The organism is Ochrobactrum sp. SSR (assembly GCF_030067775.1).
Lineage (GTDB): Bacteria > Pseudomonadota > Alphaproteobacteria > Rhizobiales > Rhizobiaceae > Brucella > Brucella teleogrylli.
Genome location: NZ_CP125971.1, coordinates 539397 through 553514, shown reverse-complemented (window position 1 = coordinate 553514; position 14118 = coordinate 539397). Strand labels below are relative to the sequence as shown.

The window sequence follows — 14118 nt, the reverse complement described above, 5'->3', positions numbered from 1 at the left end:
GGCACGCCTATGCGTCTGGAACGTCAATGATGCTTTTTGCGTCGAGACCGAATGCACGGGCACAGATTCCACGTGGTTTCCGGAGGAGAAAAGATTGATCGGTCAGAAATTAATGCTTGCCGGAGTTCAGAAAAGATTTGGTGAAACCTGGGCTATCCGTGAAACCACGCTCGATATCCGGGCAGGCGAGTTCGTTTCCATCATTGGACCGTCCGGTTCCGGTAAAACGACCTTGCTCACCATGATCGCCGGCTTCGAACAACCGACGAACGGCAGTATTCTGGTGGGCGGCACAGATATAACCACGCTCCCGCCCAATCGGCGTAATATCGGTATGGTGTTCCAGAAATATGCGCTGTTCCCCCATCTGACGGTTCGGCAGAACATTGCGTTTCCACTGAAAATGCGTCGACTAGGTTCGAAGAAAGAGATCCAGACACGCGTCGATGAGATGCTTGAACTGATCCGTCTCAATGACTTCGCGGACCGTTATCCGAACCAGTTGTCCGGTGGACAACAACAGCGTGTGGCCGTCGCCCGTGCGTTAGTTTTTTCTCCTCCCGTCATCTTGATGGATGAACCGCTCGGTGCCCTCGACAAGAAATTGCGAGAGGCAATGCAGTTTGAGATCAAGCGCATTCAGGAATATCTCGGTGCGACAGTAATCTACGTCACTCACGACCAGGAAGAGGCGTTGACCATGTCCGACCGCATCGTGGTAATGCATGATGGCTGCGTCCAGCAGGTTGGTACTCCGTCAGAACTCTATAATGAACCGAACGGCACCTTCGTTGCTGACTTTATTGGCTCTATCAATTTTATTCCGGCAACTTATCGCGGCAATGAAAACGGCAAGTGCATTCTTGATATCTCAGAGGGTGTTGCTGTGGAGGTGGATCCACGACTTCATCCCCAACTGGCACACAAATCTATCGGTTCCGATATCAGGATGGCAATGAGGCCGGAACATGTTCGTATCTCTTCCGATCAGAGTAGGGGACAACTGTCCGGTACGATCGAGGCGTCCGTCTTCATCGGTTCGAGCACTGTCGTCTTGGTCCGACTTGACGCCTTTCCAAATATCGACCTTCGTGTCCAATTACCTGCAACGGCATCTTCACCGGCGTTGCAAAGGAATAGCCGCGTCGGTGTAAGCTTTGATACCGTCTCACTCCTGATTTTCGACCTTGAGACGAGGTTGGCGGCATGAGTTCCTCGTTTTCCAGTCTCGGCACATTCCTTCGGGGAAAATCCGCACGCCAATACCCTCCTCTAACATCATGGCTTCTGGTGTTACCATTGTTATTTCTATTGGTCGTTGGCTTTATGTATCCGATCAGTAGACTCATCGCGCTCAGTTTTTCGGACGACGCGATAAGCTATGGACGCATCGTAGAGCGAAGTCTTTATCTCGATGTCCTGGCTTCCACAGTCGGCGTTGCAGTCGCTGTGACGGCCATTGGCTGCGTGCTCGGCTTTCCTGTTGCTCTGGTCATGACAAGAGCGGGACAGGTTGCCCGGATTATAGCGGCGATTTGTGTCTTCATTCCGCTTTGGACTTCGGTTTTAGTTCGCTCCTATGCTTGGATTGTCCTGTTGCAGCGAAACGGGATTGTGAATGGGGTTCTCAGTGCTCTCGGTTTGACCGAGCAGCCCCTCAAGCTTCTTTACACGCAAGGAGCGGTGACGCTGGCGATGGCACATGTTCTGATGCCTTTCGTTGTGTTGCCCATTTATGCGGCGCTCAAAGCTATACCCAAGGACCTCGATCGAGCTGCTCTTAACCTTGGCGCAAGTCCGTGGAAGGCTTTCTTCGTCGTCACGTTTCCTTTGTGTCTTCCCGGGATATTTGCCGGTGCCACATTGTGCTTTGTTTTGGCGCTCGGTTTTTACATAACGCCCGCTCTGGTTGGAGGGCCGGATTCGATGTTGATGGCAACGCTGATCGGTCAGGAGACAACTGTGACACTCGATTGGCCCTTCGCTGCTGCTCTTTCTACCGTGTTGCTCGGCATGACAATTATTTTTGTCGCATGCTTCCGGCGAGTACTGGCGCTCAATAAGGGGTTCGCAAGTGTTCATTAATCAGTTCTCTACAATCAGTTCGAGCCGGGAGATCGGGACTTCAAGAATGTCACTGAAGGGAGGGCGCATGGGTAATCTCGCCTGGAAACTGTTCGCGGCCTTCTTCGTGAGCATCGTATTGTTGTTTCTCATTCTACCCACATTGATCATAGTTCCAATGTCGTTCAGCCAGACGGATTATCTACAATTCCCGCCGCAAGGTTTGTCGTTCAGATGGTACGCGGCTTATTTCGGCGATCCTGACTGGATGGCGTCAACATGGTTCAGCCTGAAAATCGCCTTGGCGACAGCCGTGACTTCCACCGTTGTGGGAACCATGGCGGCTCTCGCCTTTGTCAGAGGCGAGCTACCCTTCAAAGGGGTGTTCCACGTACTGACGATCGGCCCGATGATCGTTCCGCATATTGTACTGGGTGTCGCCCTCTATCTGGTTTTTGCACCGCATCAATTGACTGGAACCTTTTCAGGATTTCTGGTCAGTCACACGGTCTTGTCGGTTCCATTCGTGATGATTACCGTAGTCGCGGCTCTGCAGCGTTTTGATCCAGCGTTGGAGCTTGCCGCCCTGAACTGCGGAGCAGGGCGTGGCAGAGCGTTTTTCCACATCACTTTGCCGATAATCGCACCAAGTATCGGAGCCGGATTCGTCTTCGCCTTTCTGGCCTCATTTGATGAGGCCACTGTCGCGTTCTTCATTTCGGACATCAGCGGCAAGCCGATCGGCAGAAAAATGTTTGAAGACATAGATTTTAATCTGACACCAACCATTGCAGCCGCCTCCACCATGGTTGTCCTGGTGTCAATGTGCCTTATTGCACTGTCGTTCGTACTGTCACGTTCCAAGCAAAACTGAAAAAAGGGGAGATAATTATGACACGTCATAAAGTGGCCGAATTCGCCCGCCGATCCATGGCCGTTGCGACGATAACGCTTGCGACAAGTGGGTACGCCGGCGCGACATCGGCCAGCGAGGTCGTGATTGCATCGACGGGAGGGGCGTACGATCGCGCACTAAAAGAAGCCTGGTTCGATCCATTTACAGCGCAGACGGGTATCCGCGTAAAAATTGTATCCGCAACCAATTCGGAGATGCGGGCGAAAGCCTCAGCAATGGTCAAAGCCGGAAACGTGTCATGGGATCTTTATCTCGATGGAGAAATCCAATCGGAATCGGAAGCTCACCGACTCGTAACCGAAGATCTCAGCGAGTTTTGTAAGGCATTCGCCAAACGACCCGATTTGGCGGCGAACGCGTGTGCGCCAGGCGGTGCTTTGCTCCAGTCGACCGCAACGTTGCTTGTCTACCGAAAAGAAAAGGAAAATCGGCGGGAACCGCGAACATGGGCTGATATGTGGAATACAGCCGAGTTTCCTGGAGGTCGAGCATTCCCGAATTTTGATGATCCCTGGCGCGTATTGGCTGCCGCCTTGCTTGCTGACGGTGTGACACGTGACGAACTTTTTCCACTCGATATCGACCGAGCATTCAAAAAGCTGGATGAGATCCGTCCCGCCGTCTCGTTATGGTGGAAGAGTGGCGATCAAAGTGTACAAGGATTTCGAAACAACGAATACGCGCTCGGTCAAATCTGGCTTACCCGTGCACGTGCACTGCAAACAGAAGGTCTTCCGATTGGTTGGTCCTATGAAGCATCGTTCTTGGTTGGCGATCGCATTGCGCTCGTGCGAGGAGCGCCAAATCGCGAAAATGCCCTCAAACTTATAGCTTTTTGGCTTGATAATCCGGCCGCACAGGCCAAAGCGTGCGATGTCTTGGCCTGTACACCGCCGAGCACGGAGGCGATTGCAATGATGTCCGAGGAAACCAAGCGCTTCATGCCAACAGCAACACAAGTTCGAGACACCGTCGTGGTACCAGATGCCAAATGGATCAACGAGAATGCCAGGAAGTTGCTGCAGAGTTGGAATATGTGGGTTCGAGGTTGAACATCGCGATAGTACGCAAGGATACGCCGGACCGTTTCAGCGCCGGCGCCTTGATATCTTCGGAGCGCGCTGAACTGTAACTATTACCCGCACAAGCGAAAGCAGTCAGCCTGCGGTGCGGGAACAACGCACGAATGAACGCCGCCCTGAAGGACAAGCTCGAAGGTTCAAGGATGTGAAATCCCGGTGTGGTCATTACCCACCGTACGTGATGTGAAATATTTATGCAGCAATTTGATATAACAAAAAATTGAACAAAATTTCTATCTGTGCATAAATATTTACATAAATATTGACCTTATCATAATTCTTATTAGAATTCTTCATATCTTTGATGAGTTATGTCGCAACATTTATATCGACGGAGAATGCTGGCCGTGAATCTTAGCGTAAAGATCTGCACACAAAACCCGCAGAACTACCTCATACTTAGTCACATTCTCAGTGTTGCCGGCTATAAGCCGAGCCTCATGAGCCTGCAGGCTCCATCGAACTTGGCAACGGAAGCAATTCCATATGCGATATTGTTTGATACAAGCGAGAACACAGAACCCATTCTTGAGTTTTGTGCTGCTATTAAACAAAATTCCGCCACTAGAGATATAATTCTCGTAGCGCTGGCTCAATCTTGCAATTCGCTGAATTTTCTTGATTTTTTTGCAGGCTGGATTCGATGATTTTTTCCCTCATCCTTTCGTGCCCGAGCGAGTGCTGTCATTTTTACACGACCGGCAAACCACATCTTTGGAGCGCAAAACGTTAGCGTCCGATCGCCATAGCAGTGTCCATGTTGGCGAACTGAATATCCTGTCGAGCGAAAGGACCCTGAGACTCGGGGAAATGGAAATACGGTTGACACCCACCGAGTTTCGAATATTGCGAGGGTTCATTGCCGCACCGGGCCAAGTCATGAATCGAGAGCAACTGATCAAAATCGGTTGGCCGCCGCATCACTATGTCCAACCACGAACCGTAGACGTCCACGTCGGTAATCTGAGGCGTCAGCTATGGAAATTGACCGGAAAAAACCTTATCCGAACAGTTCATACGACCGGATACGCGTTCGAATTTTCACAATAAACTCACAAAGGATAAGAATATAAATTTAGTGAATAATATATCTGATAATTCTTCTTAAATGCTTTGTTGCGAGAAAGCATTCAGAAAGTTTTCATACTGGCACCACAATGGAGGATGTGATGCCAAAGAATTCGTTTGAATCGTCTCAAGCTCTATCTGGAACGGGTGTCCGCAACACGGCCAAGTTAATCGATATTGCAGACTCCCATTTTGACGCTGCCCATCTTCAAGGTGTTATGGCACTTTATGCCGACCCGAGAGAAGGACGCCAGGTCCAGCTACTTGGTCGCAACGAGACTATCGTTGATTTCGTCCGGTGTTCCTATCTAGGGTTGGACAACCACCCACGTATTGTCGCGGGAGCCATTGAGGCAGTTCGACAAAACGGTAGTTTGCACTGGTCGTGCGCGCGGACAAGGCTGAACTTCGCGCAGCTTGTCGAACTCGAAGAGGTGCTTTCAAAGCTCTTCGAAGCCCGCTCTATAACTTATACGACCGTTCTGGCCGCCAACATGAGCGCACTCCCCCTGGTTGCTTCTGGTCATCTGACAGGCGGTATAAAGCCGACGATGGTTTTCGATCGCTTTGCTCACGCGACCCTTGCCTACCATAAGAAAACAGTGGCCGATGAAACCGCCGTTCAAACGGTTCCTCACAACGACTATGAAATGCTTGAGGACATCTGTAAGAAAAACCGAAGCGTAGCCTACATTTGCGATGGCGTTTACTCCATGGGGGGCAGCGCGCACATCGATGAACTGAAACGTTTGCAAGAAAAATACGGCTTGTTTCTCTACATTGACGATGCACATGGTGTATCCATTGTCGGAAGAAAAGGGCAGGGTTATGCGAGATCCCAGTTCGATAATCTTGGAGATCGAACCATAATCGTCACATCGTTAGGCAAGGGATTTGGAGCATCTGGCGGGCTGCTGATGCTCGGAACCGCCCACCAGGAAAGTTTGTTTCGCCGTTATGCTATTGCGCACGCATTCTCAGCGTCACTCAATACTGCCGCTATTGGTGCTGGCCTGGCCTCAGCTGAAATACACCAGTCTTCAGAGCTAAGGCAACGACAAGCCGCGTTGCAAGACAATATCGCACTTTTCGACAGACTGATCCCCACCGCCCAATCGGGCTCCACGCTGCCGATCCGCATTATCCGAGTCGGTGATGAAATGACATCCATTGGGTGTGCTCAGGAGCTTTTGAAAAACCATTTCTACGCCTCGGCTATCTTCTTTCCAACGGTAGCTAGGGGCAAAGCAGGACTACGGGTTTCTATTACCGCCAGCCATCAGGCGAATGAGATTGAGAGTTTTTGCAGCGCTGTCAAAGAGCTCCTGATCGATAATGGCTAGCCCCATCTAGCTCGATCATGGAAACAGATTTCTCTAGTCATCCTGTTATCGAGAACCGGTCTGCTCCGTGACACTTCACTTTGGTGATGATCAGCAGTAGTCAATCGATAATAGATTTCCTGTCTGAGCACAAAGACGACGGTGCAATCAGTTTCGCGACCGTAAGCGGAGAAATGCACGTTGCACGTCGCGACGTAAGGAACCTACGGCTTCCATGATAAAAAATATCACATACACGCACAGTACCGAAACGTTCGTAACTCATCCAAATCCGGATGAGGCAGGCAAATTTCTATGCATTGAGTTCAGCGCGTGTTTGGTGTCTTTCGAAATCATTGGCCGGAACAGTGTTATCAGTTTTGGCGATGGTTACGCGTTTCTGCGGCCCGTGGCGGACGGCCTTCACGTTCGGGTGGAGGCTACGTGCCTCGTTACATTCATAGGAATCCAGTCTCTCCTTACCGTTAGCTTCGCTTTACAAAGTCCTGTGAAGGCCCGTGCATCTGGCTGCGACTGAGATCAAGCGGCGCTTTGCCTGCATCTGGGCAAGATGGTTCTCTGATTTACTGAACGATCTTCAGCCGGTTGAGTTCTTTTTGCAATATCGTGATCAAACAAGACATGGCCGCCCCCATCTGCTGCTTGCATCCGAAAGTCCAGTCTTCCTCCCAGAATTCAGCTTCAATGCTTGCGGCATAATGGTAGCCGGTTTCGCCGCCAAATTTGCTGTTCGCTCCAGATAGTGCCCCCACGCCGAAGGGCCCTATATTGAAAACGCCACCAATGCCTGCATTGTAAAGTTCTCAGTACCCTCGACATGCCCCTCAATGGTTGTGTTACTTGTGAGTCCATCTCGCAATGTGCCGCCTCCTACGATCCGGCCATCATAATCATTCGATTCCGTGCCGTAGTATCGGCGGGCAAAGCCGGTTTCAGCGAAGAAATCCGCGAGCCCCTTCGCCAGCAGATCAGCCGAAGCATAGAACGGCGCTTCCGTCACCGTTTCAGGGCCCAGAACGTCGCGAACCACCATACGCGCTGTGCCTGCGCCAGTGACCACCGGGAGGATGGTGATCGAGAACGGCCCGGACGCAACATTGCTGATCGCACGACGGGCATTGTCGATATAGACATCGGCCGTTGACGGCACGGCCGGAGACCCCAACAGTTCAGGCAACGGCATGGTGACCAGATCGGGCCGCAGTCAAAAAGTGCGCCGGATTTACACGCCGCCCAGACGGGTCGGTCGCGTCCATGAAAGGCCACCCGTGATGAAGTCGCCAACGTTATAGGTCATCAGTGTTTGCTGATCCGGATAGGACCATCTCGTATCGAGCCGCGTCGAGCCGAACCTGTCGGCATCGGACAAACTGATCACCTGCGACGACGAGAAGACGCCATAGGGACCGAACAGGCGTCCTTCCATTAGGCCCGATACACCTTCGAACTGCGTCAGATCATACCAACCTGTCCACCGCTGGCGTCATAGATCGTATAATTCACCAGCCTGCCGAAATTGCTCTTGGCTTTGGGCTTGTCGTCCTCTTCCTCAGACGCGACTTCCTCGCCAGACTGCGCATCAATGACACGCGCGGCGCGCTTGTTTTCTTGCGCATTGAAACGAACGATCTGGTCCTCCTTATCATAGGTGACGTTAACCCCGGAGAGCCGGTTCACGTCGATCCATCCGTTGTCCCGCGCAGCTTCCCTAGCGGGCTTGATCCCGACATTTTTGAGCTGTTCCGGCTCAATAAGAAGTGATCCGTCCGGTGTTTGACGAAACGTAGCGATCAGTGCCGATGATGGGCCATTCACATAGACCTCAAGCTGAAGCTCCAGAGGGGTATCGTCGGAAACAAGCGTCCCCGACGACGTAGGTGGCAATTCCTGCACCGCAGCTTTCAGACATCCTGTGCAGACCGTTAGAAACGCAATCGTCAAAACCGCAAGATCGACCGCCCCGGGCGCTCGCTTGCACATTTATCGGGCCAGCTTCGCTTTGAGCTGAAATCGCCAGCGAGCCACCACCCCGACTTCCACCTGTTCCAGGAATAAACCAAGATGCACTTGATTGCCCCAGAACATATCCAACAAGGCCTTTCCGCTGTGCGACGGCACGACCGCCCGCACCCTGCAATGCAAGGTCGAAGACACGCAGACGCTTGTTTCCTGTGTTGTTAACGGTCACCCGATATCCGCCCGATTGACGCTGGACGCTCCATGACGGGTTCGCATCCGGCGTACCGGGTTGCGAAAAGAAAACCGGAATGGAATGACGGATCACCAGATTGAGTGTGCCGGATCGTCGCTGCGCAATATAAGGAAGTTCATCGACAATCAGCCGGTAGCTTTCTTCCGCCTTGACCGGACTTTTCGACGTGCGAATGATACGCACGATGTTTTCGCTGCCCGGTTTCAGCTGCGATATGGGCGGGCTGACGACGACATCGGTTGCTTCCGCGTAAGTGTCCGCTCCGTTGCTCTGGCTCCAGCGGTATATTCTGGCCTGAACATTGATAGGCCGTTTAGCATCGTTCCAGATGCGAATGTTTGAAGCCGCGGTCTGCGCGCTCAGATCGATGATGACCCCGAACGCGCCCTTTCCGGTCCTTTAGGAGAAATATCATCGGACGGTATTGGTTCCTTGCTCTCCGCTATTTTGAGGGCTTACTCCATAATAATAAGGCGTTGCAAATATAAATCCCAAGATGACACCAATAGCTAGAATTAGGAACAGTACGGACTTGCGCATTCATTTCTCCTTGGCTGAAGCAGAATAACGAACGGCTTTCCTTGATGTTCCCTTCCTGCAGCTGGCTTCTTCGAGAGAGCCGGGCAGAGGTTGGCGGTTGCCCTGGTTCGCTTCTGAATGGACGCGCTCGGCAACTAATCTTCGGTGGATTTATAATCGTCGGGAGGAGCATCAAACTGGAAGACATTGCAAGCTTCCCAGTTATCACATGTGAGGCGAATGCGTTCATAAGCTAACCACAACCGCATGTCGGCAAACTTTCCAAGGAAGAGTTCAGATACGTTGGTGCCTAACCGCGCGTGGCTTTTCCGCTGTGTATCTTCAGCTTGAGACGCACTTTCTTCATATTTCGGAAGACTGCGACCCCATCAAAATTCAAGTCGAGCCAAAAAGTCGTCCTTCCCCCTGCAACTGCCGTAAGGGCGCGGAAAACTCTGCATTGAAGCCTTCGGGTCTAAATTCAGACCTAACTTCCCCGGAGCCTAGCAGACCCATTCTTATGAGCTTGGAGCCAAATCCGGTTTTTGTCGGTTGAGTAACGAGCGGGCCACCGACTTCGGTCCAATTCATTGAAAAAACCGGATCAACTCGTTTCTTGGATACAGCAATATTCAATTGCACCTGTCCGGAATCATTGGAAAGCGCTCCATATTTGATCGCATTGGTCGTCAGTTCGTGAATCAAAAGCGAAAGGGTAGACGCGCCCTTCGGACCGATCATTACATCGGGCCCACTCATGTGAACGCGCTCGGCAACAGCCAGCGCTGTTGTTATTCCAGACACGATTTGACGCAATGAACCTTCTGAGCTTTTACCAAGCCGAAGAACATCATGAGCATTGCCCAACGCAAACAGCCGCTTAGTAAAAGTGTTGATGACCTCTTCGTCGGCATTATTGTTGAATGTCTGGCTCGCAATTGCAGATACCACACTGAATGTATTCTTGATGCGATGAGCGAGTTCGGCATTTAGAATCTTGTCGTGTTTTTCGGATTCCACCTTTTCGGTAGTTTCGATGACTGTATCGATCATCCCGCCAACACGCCCTTGCTCGTCAAAGATCGGGCTGTAGCAGAAAGTAAAGTAGCACTGTTCATCATAACCGTGTCGATCGATCACGAGAGGGTAGTCTTCGATAAACGTCGCTTCGCCAGCATAAGCTTTCTGGACCATCGGCAGCAGTTCATCCCAGACTTCAAACCAAATATCGCGAAAGGATGCTCCCATGCAGTTCTCTTTCTCACCGAGAATAGGCCTGAAAGCGTCGTTATAAATCGTCGTATATTCCGGACCCCAAATGATTGCTTTGGGAAATTGTGAAGCCAGCATCATCTGCACCGCAGTGACCAGAGGCGCTGGCCAATTCCCAGGCACTCCGATCGGTTTCCGACTCCAATCCAGCGACCGGATTTCATCAGCCGACTGACCACGTCCATGCAGAAAAAGCACAGCACTATCCATAGTTTATTCCAATTTTTATGAGGACGTTGCGTCGGCAGTACTCAACGCTTCTATTCGATTTGGCTAATAAAAGCGAGAGTTAATCGATGTTTCAACACTCCGGCTGGCTCGTTATCCGCCAGGATGATGCAGACCGAACGGGCGAGGGTGGTGACCACGACAAAATCGTCTACAATCCGTTGGACTGCTGACTTCGCGAGCTGCCGTATTGTTTGCCGACGCCGCGCGCAGCCTGCGCATCTGGTGAGGCTGGTCGACAGTAGGTGTGGCGCCTTCTTGCGCAACTCATCCAGAGTTCTTCGCCGCGTGGTGGGGGCAAATGGATCGGGGTATATTATTAAACGCCCCTGTTTTATCTGGCGCGTTTCTTATCTCAGATAGTGGATATGTGGGCGCCCGCTGAACGGAGAAGTTTCCACGCGCGCTTCGATCGAGAAGACTTGCTTCAGAATAGTCTCGTTGATGACCTCTTCCGGTGTCCCCGAAGTCACGATCTTTCCAGATAGCATAATGATCAATTCATCGCAAAACATGGCGGCATGATTAAGGTCGTGCAGTGCAATGATACTCGTGATTGGTAACCCTGAAACCAGCTTTAACAAGCTCATCTGGTGCTGAATATCCAGATGATTGGTTGGTTCATCAAAGATGAGCTCTTTCGGCGTCTGGGCCAAAGCCCTTGCAATATGCGTGCGCTGTTTTTCGCCACCTGACAGACTTTGCCACGTGTCGTTTTTCTTGGCCGTCATACCGGTGCGTTCAATTGCATCTTGAACGGCTCCTTCATCCGCGCCTGTCCAGCCCGAGAACATCGATCTGTGTGGAAAACGCCCAAGTCTTACAATGTCCAGGACTTTCAGACCAGCGTTTGTCGTGGCGTGTTGTTCAACAAAAGCCACACGCTGCGCGACGCTACGCCGGGCAACTGTATTGATATCTTTTTCGTCAAGCAGGACATGCCCGGAATGGGGGCGTTTTAAGCCCGCGATCAGACGCAGCAGGGATGTTTTTCCAGAACCGTTTGGTCCTAAAAGCCCCAGCATCTTTCCAGGCTTTGCCTCGAAAGACACGTCGTCGATTATCGTTTTCTTGCCAATTTTCCAGACAAGATTTTCGGCTCTGATCGTCATGATGGGCGCTGAAAACGGTATAGAATGATCGAGAAGAAAGGCACGCCGACAAGTGCTGTCACCACACCGATGGGGAGGACCTGTTGCGGTATCAACGCGCGTGAGGCGATATCGGCCAACACCATGAAGATTGCACCGACGATCGCGCAGGCGGGCAACAACCTTATGTGTAGCGGACCGACGATGAAGCGTGCGGCATGAGGGACAACGAGCCCGACGAAGCCTATCGAACCGACCATGCTGACGATAGTGGCTGTCATCATTGCTGTGAGCGCAAAGAGAACAATGCGCGCACGGGCCACATTAACGCCGAGCGATGAGGCGGCTTCATCGCCAAAAGCGAAAGCATCCAGAACATGGGCATAGAGAAGGCAGGCGATAAGACCGAAGGTGATGACCACCGACACCAGCGTGAATTCTGGCCAGCGAACGCCACCGAAGCTGCCAAGGAGCCAGAACATCACGTCACGAGCCTGCTGCGCATTGCCGGATGTGGTGACGATATACGAGGTCGCAGCGTTGAAAAGCTGTGAAGCCGCTACGCCCGCCAGAATGGTGCGATCCGCACCGCCCCTTGTTCCATTGGAGAGGAGCGCAACAAAGAAGAAGGCCGCAAACGCGCCAACGAATGCGCCTGCTGATAATGAAACTGCGCCAGCACCGATGCCAAGGATGACAACTGTTACAGCACCGGTCGATGCTCCCGCCGAAATACCCAGAACATAGGGTTCAGCCAGCGGATTGCGCAAAAGCGATTGCATGATCGCGCCTGAAAGCGCGAGACCCGCACCACAAAATGCCGCCACCAACGCGCGGCTGAGGCGGTAATCCCAGATGACCGTTTCATGAATGCGATTGAGCTCGACGGAACTCCATCCAAGACGATTGGTTATCGCTGCAAACGTTGTCGATAAAGGGATCGGCAGATCTCCGATCCCGACACTGATACCCACCACCAATCCGATTGCAACAAGCGACGCCAACAGCATCATGCTGAAGGCGCCCCAATGCCTTAAAGATGGTCCAGCAGCACTCACTTGAGAATACCAAGCGCTTTCAGCTGTTCCGCGACCTGTTCTGCGCCATAAATCGTGCGGATGGTCGGGTTCATCGCCTGACCATCCATGACGGCAATGGCCTTGTTCTTGACGGCTGGCATCTGGCTGACCGCAGGGTCTGTGTTGAGAAACTGGATCTTGGCTTCTGGCTTGTCGAGTTCCCAACGATTACGGTCGAGATTTGCAACAACAATGACGTCAGGGTTGGCGGCGATAATGCTTTCCCAACCAAGCGTCGGCCATTCGGCTTCTGCCTTGATGGCATTCCCGCCGCCCAGAACGTCAGCGATGAAGCTCGAGGCACCGTTTCCTCCACCCAGATAGGCGTCCGCCGATGGCGACGGGCTGGAGAACCAGAAGACATAAGAAAGTTTCTTACCGCTCGCGGGAACGCTTGCGCGCAAGGCCGCCTCGCGTGCCTTGAAATCAGCGATCAGCGCCTGACCGCGATCTGAAACATCGAAAATCTGCGAAAGCTCGTCGATCTCCTTATAAAGAAGATCCATGTTCCACAGCTTGTCGCGGCTGCCATATTCATCCCTGACCTTCTCTGTGCTCAGGCACGTGCTGGGCGAAAGATAGGTGGGGACGCCTACCTTGTCGAAATCCTCGCGCTTTGCAACCTTGCTGTTCAGGCCAATGAGGCTTGGAAGAGCTGCCGCTACGAAATCCGGATTTTCTGCAAGGATCGATTCAAATGTCGGGAACTCAACGGTGAGAAGCTTTACTTTAGAATTGGCGGCTTCAAGCCGCGGCAAAACCTTGCTTGGCCAGAACGCCGTTCCCGCCATTTTGTCCTCAAGGCCCAGAAGCAACATGATTTCAGCGCTGTTCTGTCCAAGGCTGATCGCGCGCTCCGGCGCCTTCTGAAACGTTACTTTCGTACCGCAGTTTTCGAGCGTCAGCGGATATTGTGTGGCGGCATCTGCTACATTGTTCTGAAGCGCGAACACAGCAACAAGGCCGGTAGCGGCCAGAAGAGTTTTCATTGCAGTCACTGATAAAATCCTGGATTGCGGGACGCTGGTTTCCGTCGGCCTTGTGGAACTGGCTTTCCTATAATCCAAATGTTGTTTTTAAAACAAGAGTGCATTTGTCTTATTTTAGGCGCGCCAGAGATTGACGCCATGCTTCAATGGGGGCCAACTCACTGTGCATGTTCAGAATTTCAACTTGAAACCCTTTCGTAAGTAGCAATCCCGTTTAAGCTTCGTCGCCTGTTCCGTCGCGGCTTCTTCGGGCAG

At 52.1% G+C, this 14118-nt stretch carries 15 protein-coding genes; 6 read left to right on the top strand and 9 right to left on the bottom strand.

Annotated elements, in window-relative coordinates; genetic code table 11:
• Positions 1-94 precede the first annotated feature (94 nt).
• The 6 genes from QLQ11_RS19915 to QLQ11_RS19890 all read left to right on the top strand — a co-directional run bounded on the left by QLQ11_RS19915 (position 95) and on the right by QLQ11_RS19890 (position 6473).
• Entirely contained in the window at positions 95-1210 is a 1116-nt protein-coding gene (locus QLQ11_RS19915; RefSeq protein WP_283735643.1) for an ABC transporter ATP-binding protein, read from the top strand.
• On the top strand, positions 1207-2085 hold the full coding sequence (locus QLQ11_RS19910) for an ABC transporter permease (protein WP_121539640.1): 879 nt from the start codon (positions 1207-1209) through the stop codon (positions 2083-2085). The genes QLQ11_RS19915 and QLQ11_RS19910 overlap by 4 nt, the downstream gene beginning before the upstream one ends.
• A 67-nt stretch (positions 2086-2152) precedes the next feature.
• The gene (locus QLQ11_RS19905) at positions 2153-2938 is read left to right on the top strand and encodes an ABC transporter permease (protein ID WP_121539648.1); all 786 of its coding nucleotides are present in this window, start codon (positions 2153-2155) and stop codon (positions 2936-2938) included.
• A gap of 56 nt (positions 2939-2994) precedes the next feature.
• Complete coding sequence (locus QLQ11_RS19900; RefSeq protein WP_235942881.1) at positions 2995-4032, top strand: ABC transporter substrate-binding protein; 1038 nt, start codon at positions 2995-2997, stop codon at positions 4030-4032.
• A gap of 840 nt (positions 4033-4872) precedes the next feature.
• The gene (locus QLQ11_RS19895) at positions 4873-5112 is read left to right on the top strand and encodes a winged helix-turn-helix domain-containing protein (protein WP_283735765.1); all 240 of its coding nucleotides are present in this window, start codon (positions 4873-4875) and stop codon (positions 5110-5112) included.
• 119 nt (positions 5113-5231) lie between these two features.
• Complete coding sequence (locus QLQ11_RS19890) at positions 5232-6473, top strand: aminotransferase class I/II-fold pyridoxal phosphate-dependent enzyme (protein WP_283735644.1); 1242 nt, start codon at positions 5232-5234, stop codon at positions 6471-6473.
• 563 nt (positions 6474-7036) lie between these two features.
• Here QLQ11_RS19890 and QLQ11_RS19885 read toward each other — a convergent pair.
• The 9 genes from QLQ11_RS19885 to QLQ11_RS19845 form a co-directional block, all read right to left on the bottom strand.
• Complete coding sequence (locus tag QLQ11_RS19885; RefSeq protein ID WP_124916179.1) at positions 7037-7225, bottom strand: hypothetical protein; 189 nt, start codon at positions 7223-7225, stop codon at positions 7037-7039.
• Positions 7226-7236: 11 nt separating this feature from the next.
• Complete coding sequence (locus tag QLQ11_RS19880) at positions 7237-7623, bottom strand: hypothetical protein (RefSeq protein WP_167836180.1); 387 nt, start codon at positions 7621-7623, stop codon at positions 7237-7239.
• Between the two features lie 72 nt (positions 7624-7695).
• A complete protein-coding gene (locus tag QLQ11_RS19875; RefSeq protein ID WP_124916180.1) occupies positions 7696-7899 on the bottom strand; it encodes a hypothetical protein in 204 nt (67 codons plus the stop codon).
• 26 nt (positions 7900-7925) lie between these two features.
• Entirely contained in the window at positions 7926-8288 is a 363-nt protein-coding gene (locus QLQ11_RS19870) for a hypothetical protein (RefSeq protein WP_171318128.1), read from the bottom strand.
• A gap of 7 nt (positions 8289-8295) precedes the next feature.
• Complete coding sequence (locus tag QLQ11_RS19865) at positions 8296-9048, bottom strand: molecular chaperone (protein WP_283735766.1); 753 nt, start codon at positions 9046-9048, stop codon at positions 8296-8298.
• Positions 9049-9600: 552 nt separating this feature from the next.
• Positions 9601-10686 (bottom strand): sensor histidine kinase, encoded by a 1086-nt coding sequence (locus QLQ11_RS19860; RefSeq protein WP_283735645.1) that lies wholly within the window; start codon positions 10684-10686, stop codon positions 9601-9603.
• Positions 10687-11054: 368 nt separating this feature from the next.
• The gene (locus tag QLQ11_RS19855) at positions 11055-11816 is read right to left on the bottom strand and encodes an ABC transporter ATP-binding protein (RefSeq protein ID WP_121539225.1); all 762 of its coding nucleotides are present in this window, start codon (positions 11814-11816) and stop codon (positions 11055-11057) included.
• Complete coding sequence (locus QLQ11_RS19850; RefSeq protein ID WP_124916183.1) at positions 11813-12808, bottom strand: iron ABC transporter permease; 996 nt, start codon at positions 12806-12808, stop codon at positions 11813-11815. The genes QLQ11_RS19855 and QLQ11_RS19850 overlap by 4 nt, the downstream gene beginning before the upstream one ends.
• A 41-nt stretch (positions 12809-12849) precedes the next feature.
• The gene (locus tag QLQ11_RS19845) at positions 12850-13872 is read right to left on the bottom strand and encodes an ABC transporter substrate-binding protein (RefSeq protein ID WP_283735646.1); all 1023 of its coding nucleotides are present in this window, start codon (positions 13870-13872) and stop codon (positions 12850-12852) included.
• Between the last annotated feature and the right edge of the window lie 246 nt (positions 13873-14118).